This is a genomic window from Streptomyces sp. AC558_RSS880, assembly GCF_019049255.1.
GTDB lineage: Bacteria > Actinomycetota > Actinomycetes > Streptomycetales > Streptomycetaceae > Streptomyces.
The window spans coordinates 444839-462210 of sequence record NZ_JAGMUJ010000161.1; the positions used below are offsets into that span (position 1 = coordinate 444839).

The following is a 17372-nucleotide window of genomic DNA, read 5'->3' on the forward strand; positions in this document are numbered from 1 at the left end:
GCGTCACAGGGTGGAACGGCGCCGGGGCGGCGTGGTGGGGGTGAGGCTCCGCACGCCCGGCTGACCGGTGCGCCGTCGTGTTCGACCGGGGCCGGTACTGTTCGGCGAATGAGCTCGCTTAATCTCGACGACTTCACCGATCTGATCGAGCGTCCGGACGGCGGGGTGCGCCGTGACGCGGAGGCGCGCCGGGAGCGCCAGATCGTGCCGCCCGGATCGCTGGGCCGCCTGGACGACCTGGGTGAGTGGCTGGCGGCGGCGCAGTCCGCGGTGCCGGTGCGACCGATCGAACGGCCGCGGGTCGTGCTGTTCGCCGGCGATCACGGGATCGCCGAACTGGGTGTCTCCGCGCGGGGTGCGGGCAGTGCCGTGGAGTTGGTGCGGGACGTCCTGGAGGGCGGCCGTCCGGTGTCCGTGCTCGCCCGGCGGCAGGGGGTGCCGGTGCGGGTGGTCGACATGTCCCTGGACTGCGATCCGGAAGCGCTGCCCGAGGACGTCGTACGGCACCGGGTGCGGCGGGGCAGCGGGCGCATCGACATCGAGGACGCGCTGACCCTTCAGGAGGCGGAGGAGGCGTTCCGCGCGGGGGCGGCCGTGGCCGACGAGGAGGCCGACTCCGGTACGGATCTGGTGGTGCTCGGCGATGTGAGCGTGGGCGGGACCACGGCGGCGGGCGTGCTGGTGGCCGCGCTGTGCGGGACGGACGCGTCGGTGGTGACCGGGCGCGGGGGGCTGGCGATCGACGACCTGGCGTGGATGCGCAAGTGTGCGGCGATCCGTGACGCGTTGCGGCGGGCGCGGCCGGTCCTGGGTGATCAGCTGCGGTTGCTGGCGACGGTCGGCGGGGCGGACCTCACCGCGATGACGGGGTTCCTGTTGCAGGCGGCGGTGCGGAAGGTGCCGGTGGTGCTGGACGGGGTGGTGACGGCGGCGTGTGCGCTGGTGGCGCAGCGGGTGGCGTTCCGGGCACCGGACTGGTGGGTGGCGGCGCACGACAGCGGGGAGCCGGGGCAGGCGAAGGCGCTGGACCGGATGGCGCTGGACCCCGTGCTGTCGCACGGTGTCAGGGTCGGGGAGGGGATGGGCGGTCTGCTGGCACTGCCCCTCGTCCAGGCGGCGGCGGCTCTGGCGGCGGAGCTGCCGGAAGAACCGGCGAAGCCGGAGGCTCCGGCTTCGCCGGAGTGACAAGGGGAGCGGGTGCCCGCGCTGTTTCCTCGCCCCGCCGCCCCTTCCCGTCCCGTCCTCAAGGGGTGCTGCCCCTTTGACTCCGGACGCGCGGGTGGGTGGGTGGTTGCTCGCGCAGTTCCCCGCGCCCCTTCAGCGCGTTGCCCCCAGGGACGGGAAAGGGCTGCGGGGGCGAAGAAACTTCGGGTCAGCCCCGTTCCAGGGGACGCGGCGGGGGGTCCGGTGTGCCGCCGAGCCAGTTCTCGAAGGCCCGGCGCGGGCCGGACCAGCGGCGGTCGTGGCGGTAGGCACGCAGAATCGCCCGGGCCCGCGCGCGAGGACGGCGGCGATAGAAACGCCGGGCCCACGGCGACTCCGGACGCGCCAGCCGCAGCGAGCCGATCAGGGCGACGGCCGGAACGATCACGCCGAAGACGGCGAGGCGCGCCTTGCCCTTGCTCAGGGCGATCAGCGCGAACAGGAAGTTCACCCCCACGCTCGCGGCGGCGCCCGCGCGGTTCTGGAGCTCCTCCTGGGACAGGTCGTTGACGCCGAACGGCGCGAACCCCGCCAGCAGCAGGCCGACCAGCGCGGCGGTGAGCACGACCGCCTCGACGCTCTTGCGGCCGGCCTCGGTCCAGTACACGTCGTCGAGGTGCAGGACGAGCGCGAACTCGTCCAGGACCAGCCCCGCGCCGATGCCGAAGAGCACTGCGGCGAAGACGGAACCCACCCCCTCCCCGCCGCTCGCCACCGAGCCGAAGCCGCCGACGACCGTGAGGACGACACCGGGCACGACGTGGTGGATGTGCAGTTCGCCCGCCGTGACGTTGCCGAAGGGCCCCTTGCCGGCCCGGATCAGACGGGTGACGGCCCGGGTGATCACGAAGGTGAGGACGAAGGCGGCGAGCGCGAGGAGCAGCGGAAGCTTGCCCGGCTCGATGATGTTCCGATCCAGCCAATGTCCCATATGCGCACTTTAATCATGGTGGCCGCGGACGCCCCGGTGACCGCCGGGTAATCTGCGCCGGTGCCCGCACCCTCCCCCGAGCCTCCCGAATCCCCCGAGGCCCCCGCCTCCCCCGCCGACGGCCTCCGCTTCGCCTTCGGCACCCTCACCGTGTTCCCGGTCCGGGTCACCCGCTGGGACCGGCCGGCCGCGCGCGCGGGCATGCTCTTCGCCCCGGCGGCCGGGCTGGCGGTCGGCGTTCTCGCCGCCGCCGCGGGGCTCCTCCTGCTGTTCCTCGGCGCGGGCGCGCTGCTCGCCGCCGTCGCCACCGTCGCCGTACCGGCCGCCCTGACCCGGGGCCTGCACCTCGACGGGCTCGCCGACACCGCCGACGGGCTCGGCAGCGCCAAGCCCGCCGAGGACGCGCTGCGGATCATGAAGCAGTCGGACATCGGCCCGTTCGGTGTGCTCACGCTCGTCCTGGTCCTGCTGGCCCAGGTGGCCGCGCTGGCACAGGCGTACGGCCACGACGGGACGCGGGGCGCGTTCGCCGCCGTCGTCTCGGCGGTCGTGGCGCGGCTGGCGCTCACCCTGGCCGCCCGCACCGGCGTGCCGCCCGCCCGGCCGGAGGGCCTGGGCGCGGCGGTCGCGGGGGTGGTGCCGGTGCCGGGCGCGGTGGGTGCCGCGCTCGCGGTCACCGGGCTCGCGGTGGCCGGGGGCGCGTTCCTGGGGGCGTACGACGTCCTGCGTGCCGTGCTCGCGGTGGTCCTGGCCGTCGCCGTGGCCGAAGTGCTGCTGCGGCGCTGTGTCCGCCGTTTCGGCGGGGTCACGGGCGATGTGTTCGGCGGCCTCGCGGAGACGGCGGCGACGACCGCGCTCGTCGTGTCCTCACTGGGCTGAGACCGCCCCGCAGCCGGCTCGTCACCGCCGGGTGAGGATCGTGGCGGTCGCCGTGCCCGCGCCGCCCGCCACCGCCATGACCGTCAGGGCGACGCAGCGCGCCCTCAGCAGCCGGTAGCGGGCCTCGTACTCGGTGCGCAGCTCGGCCGCCCGGTCGCAGATCCGCACCAGCGTGGCCCGGGAGGCGGCGATCCGGTCGGCCCGGTACACCCGTTCCACCTCCTCGCGCTGCGCGGTCGTCAGCCACGGCAGTTCGCCGGCGAACCGGACGGCCTGCCGCCGGGCCTCCTCGACCTCGGCGGCCCACAGGAGGTGGCCCTCGAGCCGGGCCAGGCCGTGGGCGCTGTCCTGACGGGGGTTCACACGCTCCTCCACGTTCCGCGCCCCGGTCTCATCGCTGCTTGTCACCGGGGGCCACGGTCACGGAGGCCCCGGGATGGTTCTCGATGTCGTCCAGTGCGGCGATGTCCGGGTGGTGCAGGTCGAACGCGGGGGACTCGCTGCGGACCTTCGGCAGGGTGGTGAAGTTGTGGCGCGGGGGCGGGCAGGAGGTCGCCCACTCCAGGGAGCGGCCGTAGCCCCACGGGTCGTCGACGCCGACCGGCACGCCGTACTTGGCCGTCCTCCAGACGTTGTAGAAGAACGGCAGCATCGACGCGCCGAGCAGGAACGAGGCGATCGTGGAGACCGTGTTCAGCGCGGTGAAGCCGTCCGCGGCCAGGTAGTCCACGTAACGGCGCGGCATGCCCTCGGCACCCAGCCAGTGCTGGATGAGGAACGTGCCGTGGAAGCCGACGAAGAGCGTCCAGAAGGTGATCTTGCCCAGGCGCTCGTCGAGCAGCTTGCCGGTGAACTTCGGCCACCAGAAGTGGAAGCCGGCGAACATCGCGAACACCACGGTGCCGAACACCACGTAGTGGAAGTGCGCCACCACGAAGTACGAGTCCGTGACGTGGAAGTCCAGCGGGGGCGAGGCCAGCAGGACGCCGGTCAGACCACCGAAGAGGAAGGTGACCAGGAAGCCCAGCGCCCACAGCATCGGGGTCTCGAAGGAGAGACTGCCCTTCCACATGGTGCCGATCCAGTTGAAGAACTTCACACCGGTCGGCACCGCGATCAGGAACGTCATGAAGGAGAAGAACGGCAACAACACCGCACCGGTGGGGAACATGTGGTGCGCCCACACCGTCACCGACAGGCCCGCGATCGCGATGGTCGCGCCGACCAGGCCCATGTAGCCGAAGATCGGCGTGCGGGAGAAGACCGGGATGATCTCGGTGATGATGCCGAAGAACGGCAGCGCGATGATGTACACCTCGGGATGGCCGAAGAACCAGAACAGGTGCTGCCACAGCAGCGGCCCGCCGTTGGCCGCGTCGAAGATGTGCGCGCCGAACTTGCGGTCCGCCTCCAGGGCGAACAGCGCCGCGGCGAGGACGGGGAAGGCGAGCAGGACCAGCACACCGGTCAGCAGCACGTTCCAGGTGAAGATCGGCATGCGGAACATCGTCATGCCGGGCGCGCGCATGCAGATGATCGTGGTGATGAAGTTGACCGAGCCGAGGATGGTGCCGAAGCCGGAGAACGCCAGGCCCATGATCCACAGGTCGGCGCCGATGTTCGACGAATAGTGCGAGGTCGACAGCGGGGTGTAGGCGAACCAGCCGAAGTCGGCCGCCCCGTTGGGGGTGAGGAAACCGCCGACCGCGATCAGCGAGCCGAACAGGTACAGCCAGTAGGCGAACATGTTCAGCCGCGGGAAGGCGACGTCGGGCGCGCCGATCTGCAGCGGCATGATCCAGTTGGCGAAACCGGCGAACAGCGGCGTCGCGAACATCAGCAGCATGATCGCGCCGTGCATCGTGAACGACTGGTTGTACTGCTCGTTCGAGAGGACCTGCAGACCCGGCCGGGCCAGCTCGGCGCGCATCGCCAGCGCCAGGATCCCGCCCAGTACGAAGAAACCGAACGACGTCGTCAGGTACAGCGTGCCGATCGTCTTGTGGTCCGTGGTCGTCAGCCACTTGACGACGACGTAGCCACGCCTCTGGCGCCGCACCGGCAGCTCGTCCTCGTAGGTCTCCTTGTCGAATGAGCCCACCGTGCTCTTGTCCGCCACTGTCCAAGTCCTCCTATGGGCCCGGGGAGAGTTCCGAAGGCAGCATGACGGGACGATTCCCCGCCGTGCCCGAAACAGGACGTTGTGGCGCACTTTCCACTCGGCAATCGGGTGACGCCGGGTTTTCCGCCCCGTAGGTCGCGGAGCGGTGCCGGCGACGGGCGCGGTGGCCGCCGCTCCCTCGCCGGCCGGGTGGCGGGCACGTCGGTGACGGGACCGGGCCTCAGCAGGCCTGACGCCATGCGTCCAGTTCGTACTTCTTGAGCAGGGAACTCAGCCCCAGCCGCCGGGAGTCGGCGCAGAAGCGGCCGGTGGTCAGCTCGTACTCGACGTGGAAGACGGCCTTGTCCGCCTCGACGAACGGTGTCAGCTCCGCGCACTCGCCGTACTGGGCGCACTGCTCGTTGACCGCGAAGTCGAAGTCGTCGACCAGCTCGGGGATCTGGTCCAGGTCGTTCTTCAGACCGACGGCCATACCGCGCTCGTGGGCGAGCCGGGCGATCAGCCGGTTGTAGCGGAGCTGGTCGTCGGCGGTGAGCGGGAACCCGGTGCGGTTGCGGTAGCCGTCCATGTTGTCCGGCTCCACCGCGTCGAAGCCCTTCTCCCGGCACATGTCGAGGCGCTCCGCCATCAGCGGCTCCAGCACGTCGGTACGGCGGATGTCGAGCCAGCGCTCGCCCTCCCAGCCGTTGCCGCGGCCGATCACCGACTTCGGGAAGTCGTCCGCGTCCGGGCGGAAGTCCTCCCAGGCGCCGGTGGAGAGGTAACAGATGACCTTCCGGCCGTCGCGGTGCAGCTCCGCGACCGTCTCCTTCGAGTGGTCGAAGCCGTCGATGTCGTAGACCGGGACGTCGACGGAGGTGTCGAGCCGTCCGCTGAGCTGCCACTGCCAGTCGGTGCCGGGCCGGGGCCGCCAACGGTCGCCGGCCGACGTCTTCGCGTCGGCCGCGTCGTCGGCGCCGGGCGCGGCCGTACAGGCCGCCAGCAGCAGGGCGAGCAGCGGGACAAGGAGGAAAGGTCGTCTCACCGGGCGGTCTCCGGAACGGGTGGCGGTGCGGGTGGCACCGCGGGCGGTACACAGGAGCGTCAAGGATGATCGTCGCCGCCTCCGGGCGCGGCGGCGGGGCCCGGAACATGGCCACGGCGTCACCACGGGGTGAACACCCACGGGAATGAGCGAACGCACACACGCGCGTAGGCTCGTCCCGAGTGTTCGCCGCACCGGGGACGACCCCGACGGGACCGCGCCCGCACATCGCAACTAGGGTCGGCTGCCGGGCCCGGTCGACCCACACCCTTCGGCCACAGCAACTTCACATCGGAAGCGAGATTTCACCACCGTGACTGCTCTCACTCTCAGCACCGCCGCGGTCCCCGGCCTGCGGGCCGACGCGATCGTGATCGGTGTCGCCAAGGACTCCGCGTCCAAGTCCGGCGGCCCCGTCGTCGCACCGGGCGCCGAGGCCGTGGACCAGGCGTACGACGGCGGGCTCGCCGGCGTCCTGGAGACCCTCGGCGCGTCCGGTGCCGAGGGCGAGGTGACGAAGCTCCCCGCGCCGGCCGGCTTCAAGGCGCCGCTCGTGGTCGCGGTGGGCCTCGGCGCCCAGCCCGAGAAGGACGCCGGTTACGACACCGAGGCGCTGCGCAAGGCGGCCGGTGTGGCCGCCCGTACCCTCGCCGGCGTCAAGAAGGCCGCGTTCGCCCTGCCCCTGACGGACGCCGCCGACGCCGGCGCGGTCGCCGAGGGCGTGCTGCTCGGCGCGTACTCCTTCGACGCCTACAAGGAGCGCGGCAAGGACGCGAAGAACGGCAAGGCGCCGCTCGCCGAGGCCGCGCTGCTCGGCGGCAAGCCCCGCGACAAGGCGTACAAGGCCGCGGTCGAGCGCGCCGTCGCCGTCGCCGAGGAACTCAACCGCGCCCGCGACCTGGTCAACACCCCGCCGAACGACCTCAACCCCGAGGCGTTCGCGGCCGTCGCCCAGGCCGCGGCCAAGGAGCACGGCATCAAGGTGCAGGTGCTCGACGAGAAGGCCCTGACCAAGGGCGGTTACGGCGGCATCCTCGGCGTGGGCGCCGGTTCGGCGTCGGGCCCGCGGCTGGTGAAGCTGTCGTACACCTCGTCCAAGGCGAAGAAGCACCTCGCGCTGGTCGGCAAGGGCATCACCTACGACTCGGGCGGCATCTCGCTGAAGCCGGCCGGTCACAACGAGACGATGAAGTGCGACATGAGCGGTGCCGCCGCCGTGTTCGCCGCGGTCGTCGCCGCCGCGCGCCTCGGCCTGGAGGTCAACATCACCGGCTGGCTGGCGCTGGCCGAGAACATGCCGTCCGGCTCGGCGACGCGCCCGGGTGACGTGCTGCGCATGTACAGCGGCAAGACCGTGGAGGTGCTCAACACCGACGCCGAGGGCCGGCTGGTGCTGGCCGACGCGCTGTGGGCGGCCTCCCAGGAGAAGCCGGACGCGATCGTGGACGTCGCCACGCTGACCGGCGCGATGATGCTGGCGCTGGGCAGCCGCACGTTCGGGGTCATGGCGAACGACGACGCGTTCCGCTCCGCGGTGCACGAGGCGGCGGAGGAGGTCGGCGAGCCGGCGTGGCCGATGCCGCTGCCGGAGCACCTGCGCAAGGGGATGGACTCGGCGACCGCCGACATCGCCAACATGGGCGAGCGGATGGGCGGCGGGCTGGTCGCCGGGCTGTTCCTGCGCGAGTTCGTGGGTGAGGGGATCACCTGGGCGCACCTGGACATCGCCGGGCCGGCGTTCAACGAGGGCGGGCCGTTCGGGTACACGCCGAAGGGCGGGACGGGGTCGGCCGTGCGCACGCTGGTGCGGGTCGCCGAGCTGGCGGCTTCGGGTGATCTCGGCTGAGGACGCCTTATGGGTCGGGGGTACGGGGAGTTGCGCGACCGCGGGTCCGTTGCGGCTGGTCGCGCAGTTCCCCGCGCCCCTTTTCCGTCGGCTGCGGCCCGGCCTCTTCTGCACGCGCCGCCCGCCGGCCGCGCCCCTGAAGGGGCGCGGGGAACTGCGCGAGCCACCCCCACCCGCCCGCAGGTCCGGGGCCGAAAGGGCAGCGCCCCTTCAGGTCGGCTGCGGGGCACGGGGAACCCCCGCACGCCCGTGCGTCCGGGGTCGGAGGGGCAGCCCCCTTCGGGGACGTGGGGTGTCTCACACCACGGCCCGGCGTCTCGTTCGGGTCCCACAGGTGCGAAGATGGGGCTCGGCAGGACAGGGCCCCACCTAAGGGCCGAGAACATAGAGCGGCCGGACACCAGCCGCCGACCGGTCACTGGAGACCGGCGTGGCGCACATGCATGGAGGACGTGACGTGGCGAACGACGCCAGCACCGTTTTCGACCTAGTGATCCTCGGCGGTGGCAGCGGTGGCTACGCCGCGGCCCTGCGCGGGGCACAGCTGGGCCTGGACGTCGCCCTGATCGAGAAGAACAAGCTCGGCGGCACCTGCCTGCACAACGGCTGCATCCCCACCAAGGCCCTGCTGCACGCGGGCGAGATCGCCGACCAGGCCCGCGAGAGCGAGCAGTTCGGCATCAAGACGACCTTCGAGGGCGTCGACATGGCGGGCGTGCACAAGTACAAGGACGACGTGATCGCCGGCCTGTACAAGGGCCTGCAGGGTCTGGTCGCCTCCCGCAAGATCACCTACATCGAGGGTGAGGGCCGGCTGTCCTCCCCCACCTCCGTCGACGTCAACGGCCGGCGTGTCCAGGGCCGCCACGTCCTGCTGGCGACCGGCTCCGTGCCGAAGTCGCTGCCGGGCCTGGAGATCGACGGCAACCGGATCATCTCCTCCGACCACGCCCTCGTCCTGGACCGCGTGCCGAAGTCCGCGATCATCCTGGGCGGCGGCGTCATCGGCGTCGAGTTCGCCTCCGCGTGGAAGTCCTTCGGCGCCGACGTCACGATCGTCGAGGGCCTCAAGCACCTCGTCCCGGTCGAGGACGAGAACAGCTCCAAGCTGCTGGAGCGCGCCTTCCGCAAGCGCGGCATCAAGTTCAACCTGGGCACCTTCTTCCAGAAGGCCGAGTACACCCAGGACGGCGTCAAGGTCACCCTGGCGGACGGCAAGGAGTTCGAGGCCGAGGTCCTGCTCGTCGCCATCGGCCGCGGCCCGGTCTCGCAGGGCCTGGGCTACGAGGAGCAGGGCGTCGCCATGGACCGCGGCTACGTCCTGGTCGACGAGTACATGCGCACCAACGTTCCCACCATCTCCGCCGTCGGTGACCTGGTCCCGACCCTCCAGCTCGCGCACGTCGGCTTCGCCGAGGGCATTCTGGTGGCGGAGCGTCTGGCGGGTCTGAAGACCGTTCCGATCGACTACGACGGTGTCCCGCGGGTGACGTACTGCCACCCGGAGGTCGCCTCCGTCGGCATCACCGAGGCCAAGGCCAAGGAGATCTACGGTGCGGACAAGGTCGTCGCTCTGAAGTACAACCTGGCGGGCAACGGCAAGAGCAAGATCCTGAAGACCGCGGGCGAGATCAAGCTCGTCCAGGTCAAGGACGGTGCGGTGGTCGGCGTCCACATGGTCGGCGACCGCATGGGCGAGCAGGTCGGCGAGGCCCAGCTGATCTACAACTGGGAGGCGCTGCCGGCCGAGGTGGCCCAGCTCATCCACGCCCACCCGACGCAGAACGAGGCGATGGGCGAGGCCCACCTGGCGCTGGCCGGGAAGCCCCTCCACTCCCACGACTGACGCTCTCGGTCATCGGGCGCGACGACACAGACTTCCGCACTTTTAAAGGAGCAACCGAAACCATGGCGGTTTCCGTAACCCTTCCGGCGCTCGGCGAGAGCGTCACCGAGGGCACTGTCACCCGGTGGCTGAAGGCCGAGGGCGAGCGCGTCGAGGCCGACGAGCCGCTGCTCGAGGTCTCCACCGACAAGGTCGACACCGAGATCCCCGCTCCCGCCTCCGGCGTGCTGTCCTCCATCAAGGTCGCCGAGGACGAGACCGTCGAGGTCGGCGCCGAGCTGGCGCTGATCGACGACGGCAGCGGCGCCCCTGCGGCCGAGCAGGCCCCCGCCGCCGAGCAGGTCGCCCCGCCGGCTCCCGCCCCGGAGCCGCAGGCCCAGCCCTCCACCGAGCAGCCCGCCCCGGCCCCGGCGCCCACCGCCGAGGCCACCGCCGGCGGCGGCTCCGCCCAGGGCACGGACGTGGTCCTGCCCGCGCTCGGCGAGTCCGTCACCGAGGGCACCGTCACCCGCTGGCTGAAGTCGGTCGGTGACACCGTCGAGGCCGACGAGCCGCTGCTGGAGGTGTCGACGGACAAGGTCGACACCGAGATCCCCGCCCCCGCCTCCGGCACGCTGCTGGAGATCGTGGTCGGCGAGGACGAGACGGCCGAGGTCGGCGCCAAGCTCGCCGTCATCGGCGAGGCGGGTGCCGCTCCGGCCGCCGCCCCCGCCCCGGCCGCCCCCGAGGCCCCGGCGCAGCCCGCGCCCGCCCCGGCTCCGGCCGCCCCGGCTCCGGCCGCCCCGGCTCCGGCCGCCCCGGCGCCCGCTCCGGCTCCGGCCCCCGCTCCGGCTCCGGCCCCGGCCCCGCAGGCGCCCGCGGCCCCGGTCGCTCCGGCGCCCACCCCGGCCCCGGCTGCCGCTCCGGCCGTCCCGGCCGCCGCCCAGCCGACGGACGAGGGCGCCTACGTGACCCCGCTGGTGCGCAAGCTCGCCGCCGAGAACGGCGTCGACCTGTCCACCGTCAAGGGCACCGGCGTCGGCGGCCGCATCCGCAAGCAGGACGTCATCGCCGCCGCCGAGGCCGCGAAGGCCGCCACCGCCGCCCCGGCCCCGGCCGCAGCGGCGGCGCCCGCCGCGAAGAAGGCCCCGTCCCTCGAGGCCTCCCCGCTGCGCGGTCAGACCGTGAAGATGCCGCGGATCCGCAAGGTCATCGGCGACAACATGGTCAAGGCCCTGCACGAGCAGGCCCAGCTGTCCTCGGTGGTCGAGGTCGACGTCACCCGCCTGATGAAGCTGCGCGCCCGCGCCAAGGACGCGTTCGCGGCGCGTGAGGGCGTCAAGCTCTCCCCGATGCCGTTCTTCGTCAAGGCCGCGGCCCAGGCGCTGAAGGCCCACGCGCCGATCAACGCCAAGATCAACGAGGCCGAGGGGACCATCACCTACTTCGACACCGAGAACATCGGTATCGCGGTGGACTCCGAGAAGGGCCTGATGACCCCGGTCATCAAGAACGCCGGTGACCTCAACATCGCCGGTATCGCCAAGGCCACGGCCGACCTGGCGGGCAAGGTCCGGGCGAGCAAGATCAGCCCGGACGAGCTGGCCGGCGCGACCTTCACCATCTCCAACACCGGTTCGCGCGGCGCGCTGTTCGACACGATCATCGTGCCCCCGGGCCAGGTCGCGATCCTCGGCATCGGTGCCACGGTCAAGCGTCCGGCCGTCATCGAGACCGAGGAGGGTACGGTCATCGGCGTCCGCGACATGACCTACCTGACCCTCTCCTACGACCACCGCCTGGTGGACGGTGCCGACGCGGCCCGTTACCTGACGGCGGTCAAGGCGATCCTGGAGGCGGGCGAGTTCGAGGTCGAGCTCGGTCTGTAAACGCCTTCGGCACATACGTCGGTGCCCCCACCCGGAGTCTCCGGGTGGGGGCACCGACGTAGGGGGGCGCGGGGCCGCGTCGGTCAGCGGGGGATCACGCCGGTGGCTGCGGGTTGACCGCGGTCCACGGGGACGTGCACACGAGCTGGTTCCCGGGGACGCTGCAGAACGTCTCGACCACCGTGCCGGTGGTGGTGATCACCTGGACGTTCAGCGTGTTCCCCTGTTCGCTCACCGTGATGCTGCAGCCGTTCGTCGGGGCGTTCTGGTTGTCCGACAGGTTCGACCACGTGTACGCGCCCGGGCTCGGCTGGAGGCTCCGCGTGCCGACCGAGATCTCACGGTCGGGGTTGATGACGCCGGTGTACTGCTGCGAGCCGCGGTTGTAGCTGTCGATGCTCACGCACGGCTCAGCGGGTCCGGGCGGACCGGGAGGCCCGGGCGGACCAGGGGGCCCCTGCTCGCCCTTGCAGAGGTGGTGAGGGCTGTAGCCGCACTTGCCGGGGTCGTAGTCGACCCAGCTGGGACCGGGTGCCGCCGCGACCCCGGACGGCGAGACGCCGACCAGTGTCGCGGCGAAGAGCATCGCGCCACCCAGGTGAAGAGCATGCCGCCGGGCGAAGGCCCGGGGGCGCGGGGGTCTGGACCGTTTGACTCGCATCATCGTCGCTTGTGTCCCGTCTGACTCAAGGGAAGTTGCACGATCATTTTGATACGGGCAAATCACTCACAGCACATGATGTACTCCATCTGATCCGAAAATCGGATCAAACCACCTGTTCGGCGCAGAGAGGGCGGCGTGTAAGCCTTGTCTCACCTGCGCGAAAGCATCACCGAGCGCCCCTCGACCGCGGCGGGCCGGCCTTATTGTCTAAGCGTCAAACGCCCCTAAGGAGCCCTCATGACAGCGCCCGTCGTCCACTCGCTGCGCGAACAGATCCGCGAGCACATCCTCGAGGGGATCATCAGCGGACGCTGGCAGCCGGGCGAGCGGATCGTGGAGCGGCGGATCGCGACCGAGCTGGAGGTCAGCCAGACGCCGGTGCGGGAGGCGCTGCGCGAACTGGAGTCGCTGCGGCTGATCGAGTCGGCACCGAACAAGGGCGTACGGGTGCGCAACCTGACGGCCGCCGACCTGGAGGAGAGCTACCCCGTCCGGGCCGGCCTGGAGGCGATCGCGGCGGAGCTGGCGGCGGAGCGGCTGGCACGGGACTGCTCGGCGCTGGAGTCGCACGTCGCCGCCCTGTACGAGGCCGACCGCACGACCGACGGAACGGGCCAGGTGCGGCACACGGTCGCCTTCCACCGTGAGCTGGTCCGCGCGGCCGGCAACTCGGTGCTGCTGCACACCTGGGAGGGCCTGGGCATCGAGGTCTTCACCGCGCTGTCCATCCGCTGGCTGGGCACGGTCCAGCAGTCGTACGCCGAGGAGCACGAGGAACTGGTCGCCGCGTTCCACAGGCGGGACCCGCGCATCGCGGAGCTCGTGAAGGCGCACGTCCTGGGGTGCGCGCCGCGGCCCTGACCCGGCTCCTCACGCATCCCACCCGAGCGAACCATCGCTCAAACGCCCGTTCACCTGGAAAAACATGGCACAAAAGCGTCACCGAGTGCCACTTCCCAAGGCACCGCGTGCCTACTTTCTTGTCATCAAGAGATTATCGCCCTCAACCCTTTGATCGATCATCGATCAGGGGGTTACAGTCGCCCCGGGCTCGCACCCGAGCCCTCCGCCCTGTCCTGCCAAAGACCAAGGGCATCCCCGAACCCTTACCGATGAGGGAACCCCCTTCGACTGAGGAAGGCGGCGACATGACGACCGACCCCAACGCCATCCAGCCGAGCGAGCTCGACCAGCTCCCGGACCGCGACCCCGAGGAGACCGCCGAGTGGCAGGCCTCCCTGGACGCCGTCACCAAGGCGGCCGGGCCGCACCGTGCCGCGTACCTGATGCGCCGCACGCTGGAGCGTGCCGAGGGCGCCGGCCTCGCGCTGCCGAAGCTCCTCGAGACGGACTACGTCAACACCATCCCCACCGCCGCCGAGCCCGCCGTGGACGGCGACGAGGCGCTGGAGCAGCGGATCACCGCCTGGAACCGCTGGAACGCGGCGGCCATGGTGACCCGCGGCAGCAAGTACGGCGTCGGCGGCCACATCGCCACCTTCGCCTCCGCGGCCTGGCTCTACGAGACCGGCTTCAACCACTTCTTCCGCGGCAAGGAGGGTGACGGCTCCGGCGACCAGCTCTACATCCAGGGCCACGCCTCCCCCGGCATCTACGCCCGCGCCTTCCTCGACGGCCGGATCGGCGAGCAGCAGCTCGACAACTTCCGCCGTGAGGCGGGCGGCAACGGCCTGCCGTCGTACCCGCACCCGCGCCGCCTGCCCTGGCTGTGGGAGTTCCCCACCGTCTCCATGGGCCTCGGCCCGATCTCCGCGATCTACCAGGCGCGGTTCAACCGCTACCTGACCAGCCGCGGCATCAAGGACGTCTCCGACTCCCACGTCTGGGCGTTCCTCGGCGACGGCGAGATGGACGAGCCCGAGTCGACGACCGCGCTCACCCTCGCCTCCCGCGAGCAGCTGGACAACCTGACCTTCGTCATCAACTGCAACCTGCAGCGCCTCGACGGTCCGGTCCGCGCCAACTTCAAGATCGTGCAGGAGCTGGAGGCCCAGTTCCGCGGCGCCGGCTGGAACGTCATCAAGACCCTGTGGGGCACCGCCTGGGACGAGCTGTTCCGGCTCGACACCACCGGCGCCCTCGTACGCCGGCTGCGCGAGGTACCCGACGCGCAGGTGCAGACGTACCAGACGCGCGACGCCGCCTACATCCGCGAGGACTTCTTCGGCAAGGACCCGGCGCTCGTCGAGATGGCGAAGCTGCTGAGCGACGACAAGATCCTCGAGTGCTTCCACCTCTCGCGCGGCGGCCACGAGTCCCGCAAGGTCTACGCCGCCTACAAGGCCGCGCTCGCCCACAAGGGCGCGCCGACCGTGATCCTGGCGCAGACCGTCAAGGGCCACACCCTCGGTGAGGGCTTCGCCTCCAAGAACGCCAACCACCAGATGAAGAAGCTGACGGTGGACGAGTTCAAGGCGATGCGCGACCGGCTCGAACTGCCGATCTCGGACGCGCAGTTCGTCGACGGCGTGGTCCCCTACGTCCACCCGGGCGCCGACTCCCCCGAGGTCCGCTACCTCCAGGAGCGCCGCGCCGCCCTCGGCGGTCCGGCCCCGGCCCGCCGCGTGCACCCGGTCGCGCCGCTGCCCCAGCCCGCCGACAAGGCGTTCGCCGCCTTCGACAAGGGCTCCGGCTCGCAGAACGTGGCCACCACCATGGCGTTCGTCCGCCTGGTCAAGGACCTGGTCCGCGACAAGGAGACCGGAAAGCGCTGGGTGCCGATCGTCCCCGACGAGGCGCGCACCTTCGGCATGGAGAGCCTCTTCCCGTCCCTCGGCATCTACTCGCCGATGGGCCAGACGTACGAGCCGGTCGACCGCGACCAGCTGATGTACTACAAGGAAGCCAAGAACGGCCAGATCTTCAACGAGGGCATCACCGAGGCCGGTGCCATGGCCGAGTTCGTCGCCGCCTCGACGTCGTACGCGACGCACGGCGAGACGATGATCCCGTTCTACATCTACTACTCGATGTTCGGCTGGCAGCGCACCGGCGACCAGATGTGGCAGCTCGGCGACCAGCTCGGCCGCGGCTTCCTCGTCGGCGCCACGGCGGGCCGGACGACGCTGACGGGCGAGGGCCTCCAGCACGCCGACGGTCACTCGCCGGTCATCGCGGCGACCAACCCGGCGGCACTGACGTACGACCCGGCGTTCGCGTACGAGATCGGCGTCATCGTCAAGGAGGGTCTGCGCCGGATGTTCGGCGAGGCCCTGCCGGGTGAGGACCAGAACGTCTTCTACTACCTGACGGTCTACAACGAGCCGCTGCCGCAGCCCGCCAAGCCGTCGGCCGCCGGTATCGACGAGGGCATCGTCAAGGGCCTGTACCGCTTCAACACGGCGGAGTCCGCGGGCCTGTCCCCGGCCGCGAACGCGCCGCGCATCCAGCTGCTCGGCTCCGGTACGGCGATCCACTGGGCGCTGAAGGCGCAGCGGATGCTCGCCGAGGAGTGGGGCGTGGCCGCCGACGTCTGGTCCGCCACCTCGTGGACGGAGCTGCGCCGGGACGCCATGGAGGCCGACGAGGCGCTGCTGCGCGGCGAGGACCGGGTGCCGTTCGTCCGGCAGGCGCTCCAGGGCGCCGAGGGTCCGGTCCTCGCGGTCTCCGACTACATGCGCCAGGTCCCGGACCAGATCGCGCAGTGGGTCGAGCAGGACTACACGTCGCTGGGCGCCGACGGCTTCGGCCTGTCGGACACCCGTGACGCGGCCCGCCGCCACTTCGGGGTCGACGCCGAGTCCATCGTCGTCGCGGCCCTGGCCCAGCTCGCCCGGCGCGGCGAGGTCCAGGCGGCGTCCGTGAAGGAAGCGCGCGAGAAGTACGGCCTGTAAGGCTCGGATCACGACAGGAGGCCCCCGCCCACTCGGCGGGGGCCTCCTGCATGATGGGGCCCATGCGTGCCGCCCGGCTGATCAAGATGGTGCTGTTGCTCCAGTCCCGGCCCTCCATGACCGCCGCCGAGCTGGCGCGGGAGCTGGAGGTGTCGGAGCGTACGGTCACCCGGGACGCGCAGGCGCTGTCGGAGGCCGGGGTACCGGTGTACGCGGACCGGGGGCGGATCGGCGGCTACCGGCTGGTCGGCGGCTACCGGACGCGGCTGACCGGGCTGGCGCGCGGCGAGGCGGAGGCGCTGTTCCTGTCCGGGGTGCCGGGGGCGCTGCGCGAGATGGGCCTGGAGGACGCGGCCTCGGCGGCCCGGCTGAAGGTGTCGGCCGCCCTGCTGCCGTCCCTGCGGGACGCGTCGCGTACGGCGGCGCAGCGGTTCCACCTGGACGCCCCGAACTGGTTCCGCGAGCCGGTCACGCCCGAGCTGCTGCCGGCGGTCGCGAACGCGGTGTGGGACGACCGGCGGATCACCGCCCGCTACCGGCGCGGCGAGCACGATGTGGAGCGGGAGCTGGAGCCGTACGGACTCGTGCTCAAGGCGGGCGTCTGGTACCTGTGCGCGCGGGTGGCCGGGGGCGGCTCCTTCCGGGTGTACCGGATCGACCGGTTCACGGCGGTGGCGGCGGATGAGGAGCGTTTCGAGCGGGAGCCGGACTTCGATCTGCCGGCGTTCTGGGAGGAGCGGGCGGAGCAGTTCGCGCGGTCCATCCTGCGCGCGGAGGTGGTGGTGCGGCTGTCGGCGGAGGGCGTGCGCCGGCTGCCGCACGCCGTGGATCCGGTTGCCGCGCGGGAGGCGTTGGCGCGGGCGGGTGAGCCGGACGGCGACGACGGGCGGGTGACGGTGACCCTGCCGGTGGAGTCCGAGGAGGTCGCCCACGAGCAGCTGACGGCACTGGGGGCGGAGGTGGAGGTGCTGGCGCCTTTGTCCCTGCGGGAGCGGTTCGCGGCGGAGGCTGTGCGGTTGGCGGGGTTGTACGGGGGGTGACGGGGGTCTTCGGTCCCTGTTTTTTCGCCCCCGCCGCCCCTTCCCGTCCCGTCCCCGGGGGGCGCTGCCCCCGGACCCCCGTTTGCGCAGTTCCC

Annotated in this window: 13 protein-coding genes; 8 read left to right on the forward strand and 5 right to left on the reverse strand. The window is 71.6% G+C overall.

The window, feature by feature from the left end:
• Positions 1-108: 108 nt before the first annotated feature.
• Positions 109-1185, forward strand: coding sequence for a nicotinate-nucleotide--dimethylbenzimidazole phosphoribosyltransferase (gene cobT, locus KUM38_RS38085; RefSeq protein WP_217136705.1), 1077 nt, complete (start codon positions 109-111; stop codon positions 1183-1185).
• Between the two features lie 187 nt (positions 1186-1372).
• Here cobT and KUM38_RS38090 read toward each other — a convergent pair whose 3' ends face one another.
• Positions 1373-2134 carry a hypothetical protein gene (locus KUM38_RS38090; RefSeq protein WP_217136706.1) on the reverse strand — a complete coding sequence of 254 codons (762 nt, stop codon included), beginning with the start codon at positions 2132-2134 and terminating at the stop codon, positions 1373-1375.
• Between the two features lie 60 nt (positions 2135-2194).
• On the opposite strand from KUM38_RS38090, the gene KUM38_RS38095 reads away from it, so the two are divergent.
• Positions 2195-3013 (forward strand): adenosylcobinamide-GDP ribazoletransferase, encoded by an 819-nt coding sequence (locus KUM38_RS38095; protein WP_217136707.1) that lies wholly within the window; start codon positions 2195-2197, stop codon positions 3011-3013.
• A gap of 21 nt (positions 3014-3034) precedes the next feature.
• On the opposite strand, the gene KUM38_RS38100 is transcribed toward KUM38_RS38095, so the two are convergent.
• The 3 genes from KUM38_RS38100 to KUM38_RS38110 form a co-directional block, all read right to left on the reverse strand.
• Positions 3035-3376 carry a hypothetical protein gene (locus KUM38_RS38100; RefSeq protein WP_217136852.1) on the reverse strand — a complete coding sequence of 114 codons (342 nt, stop codon included), beginning with the start codon at positions 3374-3376 and terminating at the stop codon, positions 3035-3037.
• Between the two features lie 28 nt (positions 3377-3404).
• Complete coding sequence (gene ctaD, locus KUM38_RS38105; RefSeq protein WP_217136708.1) at positions 3405-5132, reverse strand: cytochrome c oxidase subunit I; 1728 nt, start codon at positions 5130-5132, stop codon at positions 3405-3407.
• Between the two features lie 223 nt (positions 5133-5355).
• Positions 5356-6159: an endo alpha-1,4 polygalactosaminidase gene (locus KUM38_RS38110; RefSeq protein ID WP_217136709.1), complete on the reverse strand. Its 804-nt coding sequence runs from the start codon at positions 6157-6159 to the stop codon at positions 5356-5358.
• A 313-nt stretch (positions 6160-6472) separates the two neighbouring features.
• Here KUM38_RS38110 and KUM38_RS38115 point away from each other — a divergent pair, with 313 nt between their 5' ends.
• From KUM38_RS38115 to sucB, 3 genes are all read left to right on the forward strand, one after another.
• Complete coding sequence (locus KUM38_RS38115; protein ID WP_217136710.1) at positions 6473-8005, forward strand: leucyl aminopeptidase; 1533 nt, start codon at positions 6473-6475, stop codon at positions 8003-8005.
• Between the two features lie 457 nt (positions 8006-8462).
• A complete protein-coding gene (lpdA, locus tag KUM38_RS38120; protein ID WP_217136711.1) occupies positions 8463-9851 on the forward strand; it encodes a dihydrolipoyl dehydrogenase in 1389 nt (462 codons plus the stop codon).
• 62 nt (positions 9852-9913) lie between these two features.
• Positions 9914-11719 carry a 2-oxoglutarate dehydrogenase, E2 component, dihydrolipoamide succinyltransferase gene (sucB, locus tag KUM38_RS38125; protein ID WP_217136712.1) on the forward strand — a complete coding sequence of 602 codons (1806 nt, stop codon included), beginning with the start codon at positions 9914-9916 and terminating at the stop codon, positions 11717-11719.
• A 94-nt stretch (positions 11720-11813) separates the two neighbouring features.
• Here sucB and KUM38_RS38130 read toward each other — a convergent pair whose 3' ends face one another.
• Entirely contained in the window at positions 11814-12305 is a 492-nt protein-coding gene (locus KUM38_RS38130) for a hypothetical protein (protein WP_217136713.1), read from the reverse strand.
• Between the two features lie 315 nt (positions 12306-12620).
• Between KUM38_RS38130 and KUM38_RS38135 the strand changes: the two genes are divergently transcribed.
• The 3 genes from KUM38_RS38135 (at position 12621) to KUM38_RS38145 (ending at position 17277) form a co-directional block, all read left to right on the forward strand.
• Positions 12621-13244, forward strand: coding sequence for a GntR family transcriptional regulator (locus KUM38_RS38135; RefSeq protein ID WP_217136714.1), 624 nt, complete (start codon positions 12621-12623; stop codon positions 13242-13244).
• 287 nt (positions 13245-13531) lie between these two features.
• Entirely contained in the window at positions 13532-16237 is a 2706-nt protein-coding gene (gene aceE / locus KUM38_RS38140; RefSeq protein ID WP_217136715.1) for a pyruvate dehydrogenase (acetyl-transferring), homodimeric type, read from the forward strand.
• 62 nt (positions 16238-16299) lie between these two features.
• Positions 16300-17277 carry a YafY family protein gene (locus KUM38_RS38145; protein ID WP_217136716.1) on the forward strand — a complete coding sequence of 326 codons (978 nt, stop codon included), beginning with the start codon at positions 16300-16302 and terminating at the stop codon, positions 17275-17277.
• The last annotated feature ends 95 nt before the right edge of the window (positions 17278-17372 follow it).

What these genes read in the sequence shown, in the direction of transcription:
- cobT (WP_217136705.1), top strand. Translation starts at nt 109, where the DNA reads ATGAGCTCGCTTAATCTCGACGACTTCACCGATCTGATCGAGCGTCCG.
- KUM38_RS38090 (WP_217136706.1), bottom strand. Translation starts at nt 2,134, where the DNA reads ATGGGACATTGGCTGGATCGGAACATCATCGAGCCGGGCAAGCTTCCG.
- sucB (WP_217136712.1), top strand. Translation starts at nt 9,914, where the DNA reads ATGGCGGTTTCCGTAACCCTTCCGGCGCTCGGCGAGAGCGTCACCGAG.
- KUM38_RS38130 (WP_217136713.1), bottom strand. Translation starts at nt 12,305, where the DNA reads ATGCTCTTCGCCGCGACACTGGTCGGCGTCTCGCCGTCCGGGGTCGCG.
- KUM38_RS38135 (WP_217136714.1), top strand. Translation starts at nt 12,621, where the DNA reads ATGACAGCGCCCGTCGTCCACTCGCTGCGCGAACAGATCCGCGAGCAC.
- aceE (WP_217136715.1), top strand. Translation starts at nt 13,532, where the DNA reads ATGACGACCGACCCCAACGCCATCCAGCCGAGCGAGCTCGACCAGCTC.
- KUM38_RS38145 (WP_217136716.1), top strand. Translation starts at nt 16,300, where the DNA reads ATGCGTGCCGCCCGGCTGATCAAGATGGTGCTGTTGCTCCAGTCCCGG.